Below are 17,866 nucleotides of genomic sequence, written 5' to 3' on the forward strand. Positions count from 1 at the left end.
CCGTCTGGCACCATCGGGTCGTGGAACGTTGCGCTGCCTTCCGCGAGGCGCTGTCGGCCCGCCTCGACGGTGAGGACGAGCCGATCGAGGCCGCCCTCACCGACGCGCACCTGCGCCGCTGCGCCGACTGCCGGGCCTGGCACGCCGACGCGGTGACGGCCACCCGGCTCTTCCGGGTCCAGCAGGTGCCCGCACAGCCGGCCGGCGTGGACGACCTCCTCGCCGCCCTCGACGCCCACGGAGTGCTTCCGGCGGCCGATGTACCCCCTGCGCCCGCCTCCGGTCTCCGTCGGCTCGCCCTGCCCGCTTCCTGGATTCGTGGCCGGATCAGCCGGGCCCACGTCGTCCTGGCGCTGCGCGTGCTGCTCGGGGGCTTCGGGGCGGCCCAGTTCATGCTCGGCATCGCCCAGGTGACGACCGCCGCCACCGCCTCCGACCTGCACGGCGACGGCGCGGGCCACCTGTGGCACGAGTCGGCCGCCTGGAACGTCGCGATCGGCGCCGGCTTCGGCTGGATCGCCAGCCGCCGCGGCCGCCCCGCCGGCGCGCTGCCGATGCTGACGGCGTTCGTCGGGCTGCTCGCGCTGCTCAGCGTCAACGACCTGCTCGCCGGACGGGTCGAGACGGAGCGGCTGCTGAGCCACGCGTTCGTCCTGGCGGGGTACGCGATCGTGATCGCCCTGACCCGTCCCGCCCTCGACCCGGGCTTCTTCGACGGCGGCTCCTCGACCTCGGGCTCCGGCGGCGCTTCGGGCGGCTCCGGCGGCGCTTCCGGCGGCCCCGGCGGCGCTCGTGGCGGCGCTGCGCCGCGGCGGCCGTTGCGGATCGTGCCCGGGCAGGCGACCGCGCACGTCACCGACCGCGAAGCCGCCTGACCCTCACCTGACACTTCACCTGGGCGCCGCTCGCGGCGCCTGACGCCCATCCGACGCGTGTCGAGGCTCACCGCCCATCCAGCTGTGATGATCTTTCTGAATCGATACAGTAGACGTCAGAGAGACCAGACCAGGCCAGAGGAGAAGCCAGATGCCCGCACAGACCACGGCCAGCCGCGTCCGCAACGCCGTCACCAGCCGCTTCGAGGCGCGCCGCGCCCGCAGGGCCCTCGCCCGGGAGATCGCCGCCTACCGCACGCCCGCCGAGCGCCTCGAGCTCGACCTGATCCTCGGCCGCCACACCGCCGACGAGACCCGCGAGATCGACGAGATCCTCCGCGCCCAGGCCGCCGCCGAGCGCTCGACGTTCCAAGCCATGCCGGTCGACCGCACCTAACGCCACCACGAGCGGGAGCGGCACCACGCCGCTCCCGCTCTCCCCGGCCCTGGACCCCGACGACACCGCCGCCACCATCGTCGCCACCCTCCAGGGCGGCTACGTCCTGGCCCGGGCGGCCGGCTCCAGAGACCCGTTCGACCGTGCCGTCCAGGGCGCCCTGTCCCTCCTGAAGGCGGCGACCCCCTGATGCAGGCCATGCAGTACGAGCTGACGCTGCCCGCCGACTACGACATGCGGATCATCCGCACCCGCGTCCGTCTGGCCGGCCCGGTCCTGGACGACCGCCGCGGCCTGGCGCTGAAGGCCTACCTGATCCGCACCCGCGGCGTCGACGACTCCCCCGTCAACCAGTACGCCCCGTTCTATCTCTGGAACTCCCCCACCGCCATGACCCACTTCCTCCTCGGCGGCGGCGGGTTCCAGAACATCGTCCGCGACTTCGGCCGGCCACCCGTCTCCCACTGGACGGCTGTCGCCGCCACCCAGGGCGCCGCCGCGACGACCCCGCCGCTGGCGGCCTCCCGCCAACTCACCCCGCTGACCGCCGACACCTCGATCGAATCCGCCGTCGCGGACCTGCGGTCCCTGGCCGCCCGCCCGGACCTGCACACCGCGGCCCTGGCGTACGACCCGCGCTCGTGGCACCTGGTGCGCTTCACCCTGTGGCGCACCGAGGTCCCGCCCGACCAGGCCGGCGAGCGCTATGAGGTCCTGCACCTGTCGGCGCCGGAGCCGGCCGCGGCGCTGTGACGGCTGGGGGTTCGCGGCGCTCGCCGCAGCCGCGCCGCTCACCGCAGTCGCGGCGCCGGGGCGTCGGGTGGGACGGTGCCGGCGACGACGCCGCGGGCCCAGGCGACGAGGCCGGGCGCGTCGATGCCGTGCGGGGCGGGGATCTGGGCCTCGATGCGGTCGGCGGCGCGGGTCAGCAGGCGGTGGCCGCCGGTGGGGTTGCCGCGGTACAGGTGCGTCAGGCCGACGGCGAGCTGCGCCAGCCCGCGCCACAGCTCGCGATCCTCGGCGGGGGCGCTCTTCCAGGCGGCCTCGAGGACCTCGTGGGCGTGAAACGGGCGGCCCGCGTCGAGCAGCTCCTGCGCCAGGGTCAGCGCGGCGTCGGGGGTGGCGTCGACGTCGTCGGGCATCGTCGGGATGCCCTCCGCGCCGCGCGGAAGGGGGCGGCCGAGGCCGTCGCGCGGGCGGGCGCTGCGGGCCCGGCCGGCATCGTCGCGATCACGATCCATATCCACCAACGTAGTGGTGCATGATGGATGGCGTGACGCAATGGGAGTATGCGCGGCTTGAGTATCGGGCGGCTGGGACGCTGGGCACGGACAAGTTCGAGGACTGGGACGCGGTGTTCCACCACCCGGGTGGGGTGCAGCGGTGGGGCACCGACGAGCGGTACAACGACCTGCGCCACCTCAACCGGGCTGGTGCGGAGGGTTGGCAGGCGTATGACCGCGCCGCGCTCGTCGTCGGGCAGCCGCACCGGCTCCACGCCGTCACCTACTCGCTCCGCCGGCCGATCCAGCGCTGAGTGCGGGCACTCCTCGCGGCGCACTGGGGCCTGACCCGCGCCGAGGTCGTCGACCACCACGGCGGGATGAACTCACGCACGTGGTTCGTGACGGCGGGCGGCAACCGGTACGTCGCGAAGTCCGCCGCCGGTGACTGGTTCCCCGGCGGGATCGCGGTCGCAGACGCGCTCGCGCGGCGGGGCTTCGCCAGCGGCGCCCCGGTCAGGACCACCGACGGCCGGCTGACCATTCCGGCGACGTCAGACGTCGCGCCCGGCGACAGGCCGGCGCTGCTCGCGTTCGTCGACGGCCACTGCGCGTCAGGCAGGTCATGGCGCCTCGCTGCCACTGACGCTCGGCACGAGGGTCTCCGGTCTGGTATCTCGGTCTTGCTTGGCCGTTGAACCACGTACCGGAGACCTCTTCAGTTATCGATCACCGCCACGCCACGAATGTGTCGACGCCCTTACCAAACGCGCGTGAGAACGTCAGATCATGCGCATGCACCAGACGGCCTTGCCGTCGGCGGTGGGCCGGGTGCCCCAGCGGTCGCACAGCGAGGAGACCAGCTGGAGGCCGCGGCCGTGCTCGTCGTCCGGGGTCGGGCGCTGCTTGCGGGGCAGGTAGGTCGCGGTGTCGTGCAGCTCGAGGACCACGTGGGTGCCGCCGTTGCGCAGGCGGAGCTGGATGGGCGGGCGGCCGTGCAGCACGGCGTTGGCGGCGAGCTCGCTGACGACGAGGACGAGGTCGTCGACGACGCGGGACGGAGCATCCCAGCGGCGCAGGGTCGTGGCGACGAACTGGCGGGCGGTGCGCACGGCCCGCTCCTCGGCGGGGATGTCCTGGACGACGGACCGCTCCTCGCCGGGCTCGGCGACGACCCGGGCCAGCAGGACGGTGATGTCGTCGTCCGGGCCGTCGGGCAGCAGCGCGTCGACGAGCCGGTCCGGGACGTCGGCGAGCGGGCCGGTCAGGGTGCAGACGTGGGCGGCGAGCGCGTCGATGCCCGTGTCGAGGTCGCGGTCGCGGTGCTCGACGAGACCGTCGGTGTAGAGGGTCAGCAGCGCCCCGACGGGCAGCTCGACGCGCTCCTCGCTCAGGGTCAGCGGGCCGGTGCCCAGCGGCGGGCCCGAGACGGTGAGCGGGCGCACGGTGCCGCCGGGCAGCAGGAGCAGCGGCGGCAGGTGGCCGGCGTTGGCATACGTGAGGCTGCGCTCGCCCGGGTCGTACACCGCGTAGACCACCGTGACGATCTGGTCCTCGCGCAGGTCGCGCACGACGCCGTCGAGGAACTCCAGGACGTCCGCGGGCGGCAGGTCGAGCCGGGCGTAGGCACGGACCGCGGCCCGCAGCTGGCCCATCACCGCGGCCGCCGGGACCCCGCGGCCCATGACGTCGCCCATGACGAGGGCGGTGCGGTCGGCGCCGAGCTCGATGACGTCGTACCAGTCGCCGCCGACCTGCGTGCCGGCGACGCCGGGCCGGTAGTAGGTGGCGACCTCGAGGTGCTCGGGGTCGAACGTGAGCGGTGGCATGAGGCTGCGCTGCAGCTCGTCGGCGATGCGGTGCTCGCGGGCGGCGGCCTCCTGCAGGCCGCTGGCGGCGGCCAGGGCCTGCTCGGCGCGGCGCTGCTCGGTGACGTCCTGGTTGGAGCCGCGCAGCCGGACCGGAGCGCCGGCGGCGTCGAGCTCGAGCTCGCCGATGGTGCGGAAGACGCGCAGCGAGCCGTCGGGCTGCCACACCCGGGCCTCGTAGTCCAGCGGCTCGCCGGCGATCGCGGCGGCCATCGCCGCGTCGACGAGCGCGCGGTCGTCGGGGTGCAGGAGGGCGTTGGTCGCATCGCGGGCGGCGGGGTCGAGCAGCTCGGCGGCGGTCATGCCCATCTGCCGCTGGAACTCCTCCGAGCCGTGGATGTCGCCGGTGGCGAGGTCGAGCTCCCAGCTGCCGACGGATGCGAGGCGCTGCGCCTGGTCCAGCAGCTCGCGGCTGCGCTGGAGCTCGTCGCGGGCCCGCCGGACCCGGTCGAACTCGAGGTTGGCCCGGACCCTGGCGCGCAGCTCCCGCGGCGAGAACGGCTTGATGAGGTAGTCGTCGGCGCCCGCGTCGAGGCCTTCGACGGTCGCCTCGTCGCCGGCCCGCGCCGACAGCATGACGACCGGCAGGAGCGCCGCGGTGCTGTCGGCGCGCAGGGCGGCGACGAGGCCGAAGCCGTCGAGCTCGGGCATCATGACGTCGGTGAGGATGAGGTCCGGCCGGGTGTCGCGCAGCAGGCGCAGCGCCGCCATGCCGTCGGACGCCTCGACGATCTGGTAGTCGGCCTCGAGGATGGTGCGGATGTAGTCCCGCATGTCGCTGTTGTCGTCGACGACCATGACCGTCGGCGCCGTCGAGTGCACCGGCGTGGCGGACGGCGGCGCGGGGACCATCCACCGCTCGACCTCCGCCAGGAACCCGGGCACGACCCGGTCCGCCGCCGACTTCCGGTCGGCCGCGTCGTGCGCACCACCGGCGGCACCGGCGGCGGCGCTCTCAAAGGCGGCGTCGGCAGCGGTACCGGAAGCGGTGTCCTGCGCGGTGCCGGCGGCAGGCTCGGGGGCGAACGGGAGCCTGACGGTGAACGTGCTGCCGGCGCCGGGCGCGCTGTGGACGCCCGCGGTGCCGCCGTGCAGGGCGGCCAGCTCCGCGACCAGGGCGAGGCCGATGCCGGAGCCCTCGTGGGTGCGCGAGGGGGTGCCCATGATGCGGTGGAAGCGGTCGAAGAGGTTGGCCTGGTCGGCGGGGTCGATGCCGACGCCCGTGTCGGTGACGCTGAGCTCGGCGGCGCCGCCGACCTCGGCGACGCGGATGGTGATCGAGCCGTCGAACGTGAACTTCAGCGCGTTGGACAGCAGGTTCAGCGTGATCTTCGCCCACATCTCCGGGTCGGCGAGGACGGGCCGGCGCAGCGGCGGACAGTCGATGACGAGGTGCAGGCCGGCGCGCTGGGTGGCGGTGTCGAACATGCCGGCCAGCTCGGCGGTGGCGGTGGCCAGGTCGAGCGGCTCGAAGCGCGGCTCGACCCGGCCCGACTCCAGCTGCGAGAAGTCCAGCAGGGTGTTGACGAGCTTCAGCAGCCGCTCGGCATTGCGGTGCACGACCTCGACCCGGTCACGCTGGCCCGGCGGCAGCGGCCTGGCCTGGTCGGTGAGGGCGTCCTCGGTCGGGCCGAGCAGCAGCGTCAGCGGCGTGCGGAACTCGTGGCTGACGTTGGTGAAGAACGCCGTCTTCGCCCGGTCCAGCTCGGCGAGGGACTCGGCGCGGCGGCGCTCGGCCGCGTAGGAGCGGGCGGTGCCGATCCTCGCCGCGAGCTGCCCGGCGATGAGGTCGACGAAGCCGGCGTACGCGGAGTCGAACGGGCGGTAGCGGTTGAGCCCGACGACCAGGAAGCCATACGGGCGGCCGCCGCCGGGCTTCGGCAGCGGGACGAGACGCGCCTCGGTCGGCGGCTCCTCCCACGCGCCGGCCGGCAGCTCGGTGTAGCCGCCGAGGGTCAGCGGGGCGCCCCGGGCGAGCTCCGCCACTGGCCAGAACGGCCCGGCGTCAGGGTCGAGCACCGCGGGCGCCGCCGGCGCGCCGGGCTGTACGCCGGTGCTGCAGGCGAGGTGGGCGGTGTCGGCGTCCTCGTCGAAGAGGTACGTGAGGGTGAAGGGCAGATCGTCGGCGCGGGCCCCGAGGTGCCGGACCACGGCGCGGAAGAGGTCCTCCTCGCTGTCGCCGGCGGTGCCGGCGCCGAGGTCGCGCAGGGTCGTCATGCGGCGCTCGCTGATGACGCGGTCGGTGTCCTCGCTGACCACGCAGAGCATCCCGGCGATGACCCCGTCGTCGTCGGTGAGCGGGCTGTAGGAGAAGGTGTGGTAGGTCTCCTCGGTGTAGCCGCTGCGGCTGAGGAACAGGCGCAGCGCCTCGTCCCAGGTGGCGTCGCCGGTCTGCATGACGGCGGCGATCCGCGGGCCGATCTCGGGCCAGATCTCGGCCCACACATCGCGGGCCGGCTTGCCCAGGGCCCACGGGTACTTCTTGCCGAGCGTGTCGCGCCGGTAGGCGTCGTTGCAGAAGAACGTGAGCTCGGGGCCCCACGCCATCCACATCGAGAACCGGGAGCCGAGCAGGATCCGCATGACCGAGCGCAGGCTCTGCGGCCAGCTCGCGGGCTCACCCAGCGGGGTCGCCGCCCAGTCGACCGCGCCGAGGTCGCGGCTCACCTCGGAATCGTCGGACGTCGACCAGGCCGCCTCACCCACCCGACCAGCGTACGCAGAGAACGGGGCTCGCACACCGCGCCAGTGCGCCATCGGCGGGTGCGGCCGCCCCCGTCTCGCAACAGCCGCACCGCCGATGGCGAACCAGCTGCGGGAATGTGAGGATGACTCTGCCCTCCATCCGATCGTATATGATCGTGCGGGCGCCCGGCCCCTGTCAAGAGCGGAACTCGCACGTGCAGCATGAGCACAGCAGTACCGGGCCGTCCGGGCCCGCGGACCGTGACGGGCCGCCCGCGCCGTCGAAGCACGAGCTCGCCTACAGCCGCATCCGCCAGCGGATCCTCGACGGCCGGTACCGGCCGGGACATCGCCTCGTGCTCAGCACCCTGGCCAGGGAGCTGGACGTCAGCCCCGTGCCGGTGCGGGAGGCGATCCGGCGGCTGGAGGCGGAAGGCCTCGTCAGCTTCGAGCGCAACGTCGGCGCCCGGGTCGCCACGCTCGGCGACGACGACTGGGTGCAGCTGGTCGAGATGCTGGCGCTGCTGGACGGATTCGCGTTCGCGGCCGCGGCGCCGCAGATGTCCGCCGAGCGGATCGGGACCGCCCGGGGGCTCAACGCCCAGCTGCGCCTGGAGCAGACCAACGAGCGGGTCATGGCGTTGCACCGGGAGTTCCACCGCACGATCTACGGCTGCTGCGGCAACCGGCACGTGATCGAGGCCCTCGAATGGATCTGGGACCGCATCGACGCGTCGCGGGTCCTGGCGTCGCTCTACCCCCGGCTGCGGGTGCGGGCCGCGGTCGACGAGCACGACGAGCTGCTGGACCGGCTGGAGCGGGGCGAGGACGACCCGGGCACGCTCGAGGCCTGCGCCCGCGAACACAACCTCAACACCATCCGGGCGATCAGGTCCGCCCGGGAAAGGTAGAAGACCGGCATCCACGGGGGAAGATGCCGGTCTCGCGTTCAACTATACGACGCCCGCACGTTTCCCGCCAGAGGTCAATTCCGTCGGACGGTCGTCACCGTGGGCGACCGGCGCCTTCGGGTTGCGCAGGCCCTTCGGCAGGGTCGGTTCGCTGGCGGCGATCTCCACCTCGATCAGGCTGGTCTCGTGCCGCTCGGCGGCGTACGCGGCATGCCCGCCACGCAGCCCGAAGAGCCGCTTCGACAGCAGGATGTAGAGCACGGCGACGATGTTCACCACGAGCGCGCCGATGCGCAGCCAGGTGACCTTCTCCGACAGCTCGTAGATCTCCACCGGCAGGCCGAGCGACGTGGCGACGACGGCGAAGTACTCACCCCAGCGCTTCAGCATCCACAGGCCGACGCCCTCGACGACCTGCAGGACGCCGTAGACCATCAGGCCGATCGCGACCCACAGCAGCGTCTTGGACTCCGCCTCGATGACCGTCCGGATCGTGTGGATCATCGCGGAGTCCTCGAACTTCCAGCCGATCCGGTCCGCGAACGGGCGCAGCAGCGGCAGGTCCTCGTTGAACGCCCGCTCGACGCCGTCGCGGTGGGTGCGGAAGCGGAACACCCCGTAGCCGGCGAGCAGCACGGCGATGCCCTTGGCGAACCGCTCGATCGACAGCAGCCGCAGCACGAGCGCGTCGCGCAGCGCCCTGCCCCGCAGCACGATCGGGGCGTCCTCGGCGGGGCCCTGCGCCTGCGGCTCGCCGATGACGAAGTCGCCGCACCGCAGGCAGCGCCACGCCGCGCCGACGGGGGTCGTGGCGTGCAGCCGCTCCCGGAAGGGCGCCTCGTCCGGGGCGTAGGTGACGTGCCCGCGCCGCGCGCAGGTGCGTAGGTTCCAGTCCACGCGCTATTCGTACCGCAGACGCGCCGGCCCCGCGTCGGTCAGGTCGGCTTTCCAACGGTCTGCGGATGCCCGGCGTCGGTGATCGTGTCGCCGAAGGTGGCCAGGTAGGCGGCCTCGCCGACGGCCAGGTAGTCCAGGTTGCGCCGCAGCTGCGCGGGGATCTCGGCCGGCGCGGGCGCGTCGGCCTGCGTCCCGGTCCGCCCCCGGGAGCGCTTCCTGGTGCGCCCCACGACCAGCATCAGCGCGCCGACCAGGATCGAGGCGATGATCCCGTCGAGCCAGTAGTGGTTGGCGGTGCCGACGACGACCAGCATCGTGATCACCGGGTGGGCCAGCCACAGCCAGCGCCACCGGCTGCTGGTCGCCGTGATGAGCCCGAGCGCGATGACCAGCGCCCAGCCGACGTGCAGCGACGGCATCGCCGCGTACTGGTTGCTGAGCGTGTCGGTCTGCGGCGGCCCGTACACCGACGGACCGAACTTCGCGGCGGTGTCGATCATCCCGATGCCGGCCAGCATCCGCGGCGGCGCGAGCGGGAACCCGAGGTGCATGACCAGCCCCGCCGCGGTCAACCAGGCGAGGATCCGCCGGAAACGCAGGTAGTGTGCGGGGCGGAAGACGTACATGAACAGCAGGAACGCGACGGTCGCCGGGAAGTGCACGACGGCGTAGTAGACGTTGGCGGTGCGGATGACGACGTCGGAGGTCAGCAGCAGGTGCTGCAGGTCCGCCTCGCCCGGTAGCCACAGCGCCCGCTCGGCCTGCCACACCAGCTTCGCGTTGGCGTAGGACTCCCCGACCCGCCCGTCGACGAGCAGCCGGCCCATCTTGTACGCGAGGAAGAGTCCGACGATGAGCAGCAGCTCGGCCCAGGCACGGGGACGTATCCGCGTCCCTTGCTGGGACGTGGTTCGCGTGGCGGCGTCGTCCCGTTCACGCAACCCGGGCCCCGTGTTCACGATCGACAACGTACCTGATGTTGCCAACCCGGCAATATTGCCGATCGGGCAGTCCTCGTCATGTCCTGCGTCACAAACTTGTTTATGCTTCAAGGAAATTGTCGATGTTCAAGCGTTGAAGGAGCACGATGAGCAGCCGAGCCGACCAGGCGATCGCCGCCCTGCGCAAGGGGCACGAGGATCTCACCACCGTCGTTCGCAGGCTCACGTCTGAGCAGCTCACCAGCCCTTCGGCGGCGAGCGAGTGGGACATCTCCCAGGTGATCAGCCACCTGGGCAGCGGAGCCGAGATCAACCTGGAGGTGGTGCGCGCCTCGCTCGAGGGCCGCCCCGCCCCGGAGTTCGAGTTCAACAAGGGCGTGTGGGCCCGGTGGGACGGGATGGCCCCGGCCGAGCGGGCTGTCGAGTTCCCGGTTGCGAACCAGCGCCTGGTCGAGGCATACGAGGCCCTCGACGCCGAGCAGCGCGCCTCGCACCGCATCGACGTGGGCTGGATGCCCGAGCCCGTCGACGTCGCGACGTCGGCGGTGCTGCGGCTGACCGAGTTCGGCTACCACGACTGGGACGTCCGGGTCGCGCTCGACCCGTCGGCGACCCTGGCGCCGGAGGCGGCGGTGCTCATCGACGAGCGGGTGGAGGGGCTGTTCGGCTGGATCGCGAAGCCGGCCTACCTCGACGGGCGCACGGCCGACCTGATCGTCACGCTCACCGACATCGGCGAGCAGCGCGGCCTGCGCCTGGCCGACCCGGTGACCCTGGGCGCCGCCCCGGCGTCGCCGGACGGCGAGCTGAGCCTGACCCTGGACGCGTTCCTGCGCCTGGCCGCCGGCCGCCTCGGTGCCCGGTACACCCCGTCCGACGTGAAGATCACCGGCCCGATCACCCTCGACGACCTCCGCGCCGTCTTCCCCGGCTACTGAGTTCACTGCCGTCCCCCGGACACAGAGCGACCCCGGCACCGGAGTTCCGGGCCGGGGTCGCGAGGGGTGGGGGGACGAGCGGCAAGCTGAGTGTCGAGCCATACTGCGACGCGGTCGTGCCGGACGTTGCCGCAGCAGCGGATCCGCGGCTCAGGCGGCCTTGAGGTCCTTCAGGCAGAGCACGTCGCCGTTCTTGCCGGACTCGCCCCACCAGTACAGGGTGGTGGCCTCCGAGAATGCCTCGCAGACGTTCTTTTCGTCGGACATCGCGTCCGACTCCTTCTTGTCGCCGACCTTGCCGACGACACTGAAGTCCGCGTCGGCGCCGCCGCACTTGACGATCTTCAGCTCGTTGGCCGCGACCTTGTGCATGCAGTCACCGACGTTGGCCTTCTCGGCGGAGTCGCGGTTGAGGTACCAACCGATCCCGGCCAGGACGACCAGCACAACGATGGAGACGCCGAATCTAACAACCTTGGACATGCGGAATTTTCTACAGGTCACGGAGCGTTAGCGCTGCCCCGCTCTCATATCGAATGCATCACGGCCAGGTCTCACATTGGCGCAGGCAGGACCGGTCGGTGCCTGCCTGCGCCGTTGTGGGCGTTATGCCATGTGTCGACGCTGTGTCGTCGGCCACAGACGTTCGGGGCCTAATGTCCCCGAGGACGTCAGAGGGTGAGCGTCCAGGTGTCGATCCGGCCGGTGTCGAGGCTCGCGGCGTCGCGGACCCGCAGGGTCCAGGTGCCGTTCGCGGCCTCGGTCGACAGGTTGACGGTGAAGTTCTGGATGATGTTGTCGGCGCTGCCACCGGACCGGTTCGACAGGTTGTAGACCGAGCCGTCGGGGGCGACGACGTCGACGACCAGGTCACCGCGGTAGGTGTGGTAGATCGCCACGTTCACCGAGCTGGTGGCCGAGGCGTTGCGGTTGCAGCCACTGATGGTGATCGTGCTGGTCACCGTGGTGTTGTCCGGGATCGCGACGTCGTTGCCGTTGGTGCCGGTGCAGCCGGGCGCACCGTTGACGGTCAGGCTGAACGTGGTGGTCCGGGTCGAGCTGGCGCCCGTGCCCGTGATGGTCACCGCGTAGGTGCCGGACGGGGTCGACGCGGAGGTGGCGATCGTCAGCGTGGACGTGCCGCCGGCCGAGTTGATCGAGGCCGGGCTGAAGCTGGCGGTCGCACCCGACGGCAGGCCCGACGCGGTCAGTGCCACCGTCTGCGCCGAGCCGTTGGTGAGCGTCGCGGTGATCGTGCTGGTCGCCGAGCTGCCCGGGTTGACCGAGCCGCTCGCCGGCGCGGCGGCGAGGGAGAAGTCGTTGCCGGTCGGGCAGACGGCGTCGTTGCCGGCCACGTTCACCGCGGTCCACGCGGCCTGGACGGCCTTGTACTCCGCGGAGCAGGTGCCGTACAGGTCGGTCGCGGCGCTCAGCGTGTGTGCCCGGGCCGTGTTGGCCGGGTTGCTGGTGTTCACGTAGGTCGTGTTCGACGTGAAGTAGACGTCGAGCGCGCGGTACCAGATCTTCTCGGCCTTGGCGCGGCCGATGCCGACGACGGCGGGCGCGGAGCCGCAGACCGGCGAGGTGCCGTAGGCGGTGGCCCCGGTGCCCTCGGCGAGGTTGAAGAAGAAGTGGTTCGCCGGGCCCGACGAGTAGTGCACGTCCACGTTCTTGGTGCTGGTGGACCAGCAGCCGTGCGACGAGCCGTCCAGGGTCGGGTTGTACATGTAGCGCAACGGCGTGTTGTTGCCGTTGATGTTGATCTTCTCACCGATCTGGTAGTCGCCCGCGTCGCTGGCGTTGTTCGCGTAGAACTCGACCATCGAGCCGAAGATGTCGCTGGTGGCCTCGTTGAGACCGCCGGACTCACCGGAGTACACCAGGCCGGCGAGCGCCTCCGTGACGCCGTGGCTCATCTCGTGGCCCGCGACGTCCAGCGCGACGAGCGGCCGGCTGTTGCCGGAGCCGTCGCCGTAGGTCATCTGCGCGCCGTCCCAGAACGCGTTCACGTACGCGTTGCCGTAGTGCACCCGCGACGGCACGCCGGCGCCGTTGCCGAAGATGCCGTTCCGGCCGTGCACGTTCTTGTAGTAGTCGAACGTGACCGCCGCGCCGAAGTGCGCGTCGACGCCGGCCGACTGCCGGTTGGAGTTGGCGCCGGTGCCCCACACGTTGTCCGCGTCGGTGAACGTGGTGCAGGTGCTGGTGCCGTTGTTCATGTCGCAGGTCCGGCCGTTGCCGTGCGACGGGTCGATCATCTGGTAGGTCGTGCCCGACAGCGTCGTGTCGATCGGGACCGAACCCGAGTAGATGCTGTTACCGGTGCCCTGGACGGTCTCGATCTCGTCGAAGGCCCCGCGCACCGCGTTGGTGTTCGCGTCGGTGATGACGTGCAGCTTCGACGGGGTCTGTCCGTCGGCGAGCCAGCCACTGACCACGGTCTCGTAGGCGAGCACGCCGGTGCCGTCGCTCGCGTCGACGAACAGCTCGGGGCTGCCGACCGCGGTGATCGTGCCGCTGAACGCCGACTTCGCCTTGGCGGCACCGGCCGTCTTGGACACCGCGGCGCTGGTGCCGAGGGTGAGCGGGGCGTGCAGCCCGACGGACGCGCTGCTGAACGTGCCGTCCGGCGCGGCGTGCACGACGAAGTCGCCGCCGTAGACCCGCAGGCCGTGGTAGGTGCGGGTATAACGGGTATGGGACGCGCCGCTGGCGTCCTTCTGACTCCTGGCGATCGTGTAGGCCTCACTGTCGGCGGCCCGGATGTCCGCCCGGTGGGCCTGCAGGGCCGAGGGGGCTGGGGTGCTGGGCGACGCGTCAGCTGGTGACGCGAGAGCGGCCAGCATGCCCCCGGTCAGGAGCAGTGCACCGGCTGCGGCGATCTTTCGTTTCACTCGGCCTCCCTGGCAGCGGATGTGCCGTGACGGTAGTCACGTATGTACATATAGCAATGCCTAGGGATGACCCATCCATATCACTTCCCTCATACCGCCCGGCCGTCACTCGTCGGGGTGGGTCCGGACGCGACCGGCTTATGCCGCTTCGCCTGGAGAGATCCGCGCCGGCAGGTCGAGCACCGAGGCGAGGCGCCGCGCCTCGGGCACGTCGGCGCGGCGCGCCGGGTCGATGAGGAACGCGGTCATGCCGAACTTCTCGGGCCCCACGAAGTCCGCGAGGTGGGTGTCGCCGACGAAGACGGCCGCGGACGGCTCGATGCCGAGCACCTCCATGGTCGCGGTGTAGATCGCCGGGTGCGGCTTGCGGTGGCCGACCTCCACCGATGTGATCACCACGTCCATCAGGTCGGCGATGCCCATCGCCGCGAGGTGGCCCGGCACCAGGTCCGGCTGGCGCGTGTTGGTGACGACGGCCAGCCGGTACACCCGCGACAACGACCGGACGAGCGGCACGACCCCATCGGGATACCTGACGCCGGCGCTCCACTCGGCCAGGTAGGCCCGGGTGAACGCGTCGACCTCGCCGACGGCGGGCACCCGGCCGAGCACCTCGGTGAGGTAGGCGGCGCCGACCTGCGCCATCGAGAACTCGTGGTCATCGGCGTCGCTGCCCCGGTCGAACGCCGCGAATGCGCCGTCCCAGCCCTGGAGGAACTCGGCGTAGGAGACCGTGGCGCCGAGCCTGCCCAGCTCGGCATGTGCGCGCGGGTACCCCTGACTGGTGCGGCCGGCGTCGTAGTCGACGAGCGTGCCGAAGAAGTCGAACAGGATGTGCGAGTACATCCGGGCAACCTTAACGAGACTCATCGACAGGTCTTGAAGCCTCGGCTACCCGGGAGTAACTTGACCGGATGCGAATGGTGGCGCTGCTGGCCGCGGCGGTCGGGATCATCGTCGAGGGCGTGGTCGTCGGCGCCGCGCTGTTCGTCGTCGGTGGGGTGATCGGGGCGTACTCGATGTCGCTCAACGGCGCCGATCCAGGCCATGCCCAGGTCGGGATCCGGGTCGCCGCCGTCATCCTGGGTGCGTTGCTGGTCGCGCTCGGCGCGGTGCTGCTCGCTGCCGCGTTGCGGCGCCGCGCCGCCGGTCGTCCTGGACATGGCGCCGCCGGCCGTCTCGGACCCCGGGCCGCCGGCCGCTTGACGATGGTCGCGCTGGTCGTGCAGTGCGTGGTCGTCACGGTCGCCGGGATCGCGCTCGGCTGGGAGGTCTTCGCCGGCACGCTGCTCGTGCTCGGCGCGCTGCTCTACGTGCGGCTCGACGAGGACTCGCCGCTGCCCCGCACGGCCGATACCCGCTGACGATCAACGAGGTAGCGTGGCGCTACCGCGTTCGGCGTCAAGGGGGTCGGAAGTGCAGCAGGGCTGGGCCAGTCCACGAGTCGGCCGGCGGGTCGGCCGGATGATCGGCCGGATGATGCGCCACCTGCAGCCCGGCGAGCCACTGCCGCACCTGCTCGCCGACGACGGGCGGGACTCGATCGTCGACTGCGCGCTCTACGTCCGCGGCGTCCGGCAGCCGGACGGGCACACGTTCCGAGAGGCGTACGCGGCGGCCCGCCGGCGGCGCAACGGGTTCGTCTGGCTGGGGCTGTTCGAGCCGACGTGGGCCCAGTTCGCGGCCGTCGCCGAGGAGATCGGCATCGACGACCACACCGCCGAGAAGGCCGTCGCACGGGAGCGCCGGCCCGCCGTCGAGCGCCGCGGCGACGTGACGATGCTGGTGATCCGCACCGCCCGCTACGTCGAGCACGCCGAGCTCACCGCCACCTCCGAGGTCGTCGACACCGGCGCGGTGACCCTGCTCATCGGCCCGCACTTCGTCGTGTCGGTCCGGCACGGCGGCGCGGGCGCGCTCGCCGACGTCCGCCATCAGCTGGAGCAACGCCCCGCCATGCTCGGGCACGGTCCGTGGGCGGTCGCCTACGCGGTGTGCGACCGCATGATCGAGGTCTACCACGACGTCTCCACCGGCGTGGAGCAGGACGTGGAGCAGCTGGAGCAGACCGCGTTCCTGCGCGTCGGCGGCTGCGACGTGCAGCAGATCTACCAGCTGAAGCGCGAGCTGGTCGAGTTCAAGCGGGCGGTCGTGCCGCTGCAGGCGCCGCTGCGCCGGATGAACGACCCAGCCGTGGTGGAGCTGCCGCCGCAGCTACGGCAGTACTTCGCGGACCTGCTCGGCCGGCTCACCCAGGTCGTCGACCGGGTCGCCTCCGACAACGAGCTGCTCGACTCGATCCTGCAGGCCCGCCTCGCCCAGGTCGGCCTGGACCAGAACAACGACATGCGCAAGATCGCCTCCTGGGCCGCGATCGCCGCGCTGCAGACCGCGATCGCGGGCATCTACGGGATGAACTTCGAACACATCCCCGGACTGCGGTGGGACTACGGCTTCTACCTCATCCTGCTGATCATGGCCGTCGGGTCGGTGGTCCTCTACCGCCTGTTCCGGCGCTCGGGCTGGCTGTGAAGCTGGCGGTGATCCTCCTCGCCGGCTGACCTAAGATCGTCGCCGTGTCGTACACCTTCATCACCGCCGCCAGGATCACCATGTCCCGGGAGGGCTTCGACACCTGGATGGACGCGCCGGTGCCGCCGGCCTCGCGCATCGAGAACCCTTCGGCGATGTTCGCCGGCTGGTGGTGGTCCGACCGCACGCCGCAGTGGTCCACCGACGCCGACGCCGAGACCCCTCGCTCCGTGCTCGCCGAACGCGCCGACGACCCGCAGACGCTGACCGTGCTGCGCCACCACGACGGCGCCCTGGAGGCGTACCTGTGGACGGTCGGCCACTCCGGCTTCTGGGAGCCACCCGCCCAGCAGCTGCTGCTCATGCTGGCCGGGGCGGCCGCCGTCAAGACCGACGACACCGAGGACCACGTCCTGTTCTGGGAGGACGCCGCCGGCACCCTCCCGACCCGCGACGAGTCGGCGCTGATCTCCCTGCTGGCCGTCGGCCGCGACAGCGCCCGCTTCGTCGGCCGGCGCCCGCTGGCCGACCTGCTCACCCGCCTTGCCCCGGTCGAGGAGGCCTTCGCCGAGCTCGCCGAGTCCCACGACGACTAGGCTCGCGCCCCGCCCGGGAACCTCACGCCGCCGCCGCGACTCACGGACGCGTGAGACTTTCTTCGTGGTGCGCCGTGCTGCTGCCGGCCGTCGTCGTGGTGTCCGGCGGCTGTACCGCCAACCGCCCGCAACCGCCGTCCCAGACCGCCCCCGCACTGGGCGCACCCTCTCCAGGCGCACCGTCTCTGAGCACACCGACTCAGACCGTGCCTGCCACCCCCGCCCGCTCAGGATGCGGCTCCCCGGTCGACACCGGCCCGCTGCCCGAATGGGCCCGCGCCGGCTTCACCGGCGACTCGAGCATGCCGCACGTCCTGAGCGACCACGGCACCATCGTCGCCGCGATGTTCGGCCACCCGCTCGCCGTCACCAGACCCGCCGGCTCCTCCAACAAGATCCTCTGGGTCGCCAAGGACCCCACCCCACCCGGCGACCTCCAGATCGACGCCACCCGCACCGGCACTCAAGACGTGGTCCGGCGCACCGTCCCCGGCGGCCCCGGCCCGTCGGTCATCGACCTCCCCCAACCCGGCTGCTGGCATCTCACCCTCACCTGGCCGGCCCACACGGACACCCTGGACCTCACCTACCAGCCCTGACCCCACCAGACACCCAGCACCCCCAACGACACGAATGATCGAAGGACGGACCGGGTCGTGCCGACAGCCACCCCGGTCCTTGGATCAAGCCCGGCATGAGAAGCAGCCTCACGAACCCGGCAGCTGGCAACACTCACACCCGCGCCCTGCCGCGGCGACGCAGCAACACGGCGGCGCCTGTGATCAAAGGACAGCACCGGCCGCGGGAACGACCACCCCACGACTTGGATCAACCGCCACGACAATGCACCTTTGCGAACCTGGCGCCCAGGCCCGGCGGCCAGAGACACTCACGCCCGACTCCCAGCGCCCGACAACCTGGGACGTCGAGGGTGACCTCAACGTCCCAGGTTGCGGCCTTGGGTGCTGTTGGTGCCGCGTCGGGCGAGCATGTCAACGCTGAGGGGGGCAGCACCGCGGCGCGCCGGGTGCCCTTGCCGAGGCCGAGGAGGCACCGCCGTTGGCGCTGGTGAACCCACACCCGGCGCTGGGTGCAGGTGCTGTTGCGTC

The 17,866-nt window shown here is 71.9% G+C and carries 18 protein-coding genes; 11 read left to right on the forward strand and 7 right to left on the reverse strand.

The features are described from left to right. The first annotated feature begins 20 nt into the window (after window positions 1-20). From ACQEVZ_RS11560 to ACQEVZ_RS11570, 3 genes are all read left to right on the forward strand, one after another. Entirely contained in the window at window positions 21-875 is an 855-nt protein-coding gene (locus tag ACQEVZ_RS11560; protein ID WP_433365150.1) for a zf-HC2 domain-containing protein, read from the forward strand. Window positions 876-1,026: 151 nt separating this feature from the next. Then, the gene (locus ACQEVZ_RS11565) at window positions 1,027-1,272 is read left to right on the forward strand and encodes a hypothetical protein (RefSeq protein ID WP_344504365.1); all 246 of its coding nucleotides are present in this window, start codon (window positions 1,027-1,029) and stop codon (window positions 1,270-1,272) included. A 189-nt stretch (window positions 1,273-1,461) separates the two neighbouring features. Continuing rightward, a complete protein-coding gene (locus tag ACQEVZ_RS11570; protein WP_433365153.1) occupies window positions 1,462-2,025 on the forward strand; it encodes a DUF4865 family protein in 564 nt (187 codons plus the stop codon). A 38-nt stretch (window positions 2,026-2,063) separates the two neighbouring features. On the opposite strand, the gene ACQEVZ_RS11575 is transcribed toward ACQEVZ_RS11570, so the two are convergent. Beyond that, window positions 2,064-2,513 (reverse strand): DUF309 domain-containing protein, encoded by a 450-nt coding sequence (locus tag ACQEVZ_RS11575; protein ID WP_344504362.1) that lies wholly within the window; start codon window positions 2,511-2,513, stop codon window positions 2,064-2,066. Window positions 2,514-2,545: 32 nt separating this feature from the next. On the opposite strand from ACQEVZ_RS11575, the gene ACQEVZ_RS11580 reads away from it, so the two are divergent. Together ACQEVZ_RS11580 and ACQEVZ_RS11585 are read left to right on the forward strand one after the other, a co-directional pair. After that, window positions 2,546-2,809 (forward strand): hypothetical protein, encoded by a 264-nt coding sequence (locus ACQEVZ_RS11580; protein ID WP_344504361.1) that lies wholly within the window; start codon window positions 2,546-2,548, stop codon window positions 2,807-2,809. Further along, the gene (locus ACQEVZ_RS11585) at window positions 2,810-3,193 is read left to right on the forward strand and encodes a hypothetical protein (protein WP_433365157.1); all 384 of its coding nucleotides are present in this window, start codon (window positions 2,810-2,812) and stop codon (window positions 3,191-3,193) included. It begins immediately after the preceding gene. 84 nt (window positions 3,194-3,277) lie between these two features. On the opposite strand, the gene ACQEVZ_RS11590 is transcribed toward ACQEVZ_RS11585, so the two are convergent. Next, on the reverse strand, window positions 3,278-7,069 hold the full coding sequence (locus ACQEVZ_RS11590; protein WP_433365160.1) for a SpoIIE family protein phosphatase: 3,792 nt from the start codon (window positions 7,067-7,069) through the stop codon (window positions 3,278-3,280). A 194-nt stretch (window positions 7,070-7,263) separates the two neighbouring features. On the opposite strand from ACQEVZ_RS11590, the gene ACQEVZ_RS11595 reads away from it, so the two are divergent. Continuing rightward, a complete protein-coding gene (locus ACQEVZ_RS11595) occupies window positions 7,264-7,959 on the forward strand; it encodes a GntR family transcriptional regulator (protein WP_433365163.1) in 696 nt (231 codons plus the stop codon). 42 nt (window positions 7,960-8,001) lie between these two features. Here the strand turns inward: ACQEVZ_RS11595 and ACQEVZ_RS11600 are convergent, their stop codons facing one another. Both ACQEVZ_RS11600 and ACQEVZ_RS11605 read right to left on the reverse strand, forming a co-directional pair. Beyond that, on the reverse strand, window positions 8,002-8,856 hold the full coding sequence (locus ACQEVZ_RS11600) for a DUF2127 domain-containing protein (protein ID WP_433365166.1): 855 nt from the start codon (window positions 8,854-8,856) through the stop codon (window positions 8,002-8,004). 38 nt (window positions 8,857-8,894) lie between these two features. Beyond that, complete coding sequence (locus ACQEVZ_RS11605) at window positions 8,895-9,815, reverse strand: phosphatase PAP2 family protein (protein WP_433365169.1); 921 nt, start codon at window positions 9,813-9,815, stop codon at window positions 8,895-8,897. A gap of 128 nt (window positions 9,816-9,943) precedes the next feature. On the opposite strand from ACQEVZ_RS11605, the gene ACQEVZ_RS11610 reads away from it, so the two are divergent. Continuing rightward, complete coding sequence (locus ACQEVZ_RS11610; RefSeq protein ID WP_433365172.1) at window positions 9,944-10,735, forward strand: maleylpyruvate isomerase family mycothiol-dependent enzyme; 792 nt, start codon at window positions 9,944-9,946, stop codon at window positions 10,733-10,735. Window positions 10,736-10,885: 150 nt separating this feature from the next. Here the strand turns inward: ACQEVZ_RS11610 and ACQEVZ_RS11615 are convergent, their stop codons facing one another. From ACQEVZ_RS11615 to ACQEVZ_RS11625, 3 genes are all read right to left on the reverse strand, one after another. Continuing rightward, complete coding sequence (locus tag ACQEVZ_RS11615; protein WP_433365175.1) at window positions 10,886-11,218, reverse strand: LppU/SCO3897 family protein; 333 nt, start codon at window positions 11,216-11,218, stop codon at window positions 10,886-10,888. 188 nt (window positions 11,219-11,406) lie between these two features. Continuing rightward, entirely contained in the window at window positions 11,407-13,629 is a 2,223-nt protein-coding gene (locus ACQEVZ_RS11620) for a M4 family metallopeptidase (protein ID WP_433365178.1), read from the reverse strand. A gap of 138 nt (window positions 13,630-13,767) precedes the next feature. Further along, complete coding sequence (locus tag ACQEVZ_RS11625) at window positions 13,768-14,475, reverse strand: HAD family hydrolase (RefSeq protein ID WP_433365181.1); 708 nt, start codon at window positions 14,473-14,475, stop codon at window positions 13,768-13,770. A gap of 68 nt (window positions 14,476-14,543) precedes the next feature. On the opposite strand from ACQEVZ_RS11625, the gene ACQEVZ_RS11630 reads away from it, so the two are divergent. From ACQEVZ_RS11630 to ACQEVZ_RS11645, 4 genes are all read left to right on the forward strand, one after another. Continuing rightward, window positions 14,544-14,993: a hypothetical protein gene (locus ACQEVZ_RS11630; protein ID WP_433365184.1), complete on the forward strand. Its 450-nt coding sequence runs from the start codon at window positions 14,544-14,546 to the stop codon at window positions 14,991-14,993. Window positions 14,994-15,105: 112 nt separating this feature from the next. After that, the gene (locus tag ACQEVZ_RS11635) at window positions 15,106-16,161 is read left to right on the forward strand and encodes a magnesium and cobalt transport protein CorA (protein ID WP_433365187.1); all 1,056 of its coding nucleotides are present in this window, start codon (window positions 15,106-15,108) and stop codon (window positions 16,159-16,161) included. Between the two features lie 44 nt (window positions 16,162-16,205). After that, window positions 16,206-16,757 carry a hypothetical protein gene (locus ACQEVZ_RS11640; RefSeq protein WP_433365190.1) on the forward strand — a complete coding sequence of 184 codons (552 nt, stop codon included), beginning with the start codon at window positions 16,206-16,208 and terminating at the stop codon, window positions 16,755-16,757. A 206-nt stretch (window positions 16,758-16,963) separates the two neighbouring features. Next, window positions 16,964-17,356, forward strand: a complete 393-nt coding sequence (locus ACQEVZ_RS11645; protein WP_433365193.1) for a hypothetical protein — start codon at window positions 16,964-16,966, stop codon at window positions 17,354-17,356. The last annotated feature ends 510 nt before the right edge of the window (window positions 17,357-17,866 follow it).

The sequence above is a fragment of the Dactylosporangium sp. CA-152071 genome (assembly GCF_050936335.1).
GTDB classification, from domain to species: Bacteria; Actinomycetota; Actinomycetes; order Mycobacteriales; family Micromonosporaceae; genus Dactylosporangium; species Dactylosporangium maewongense.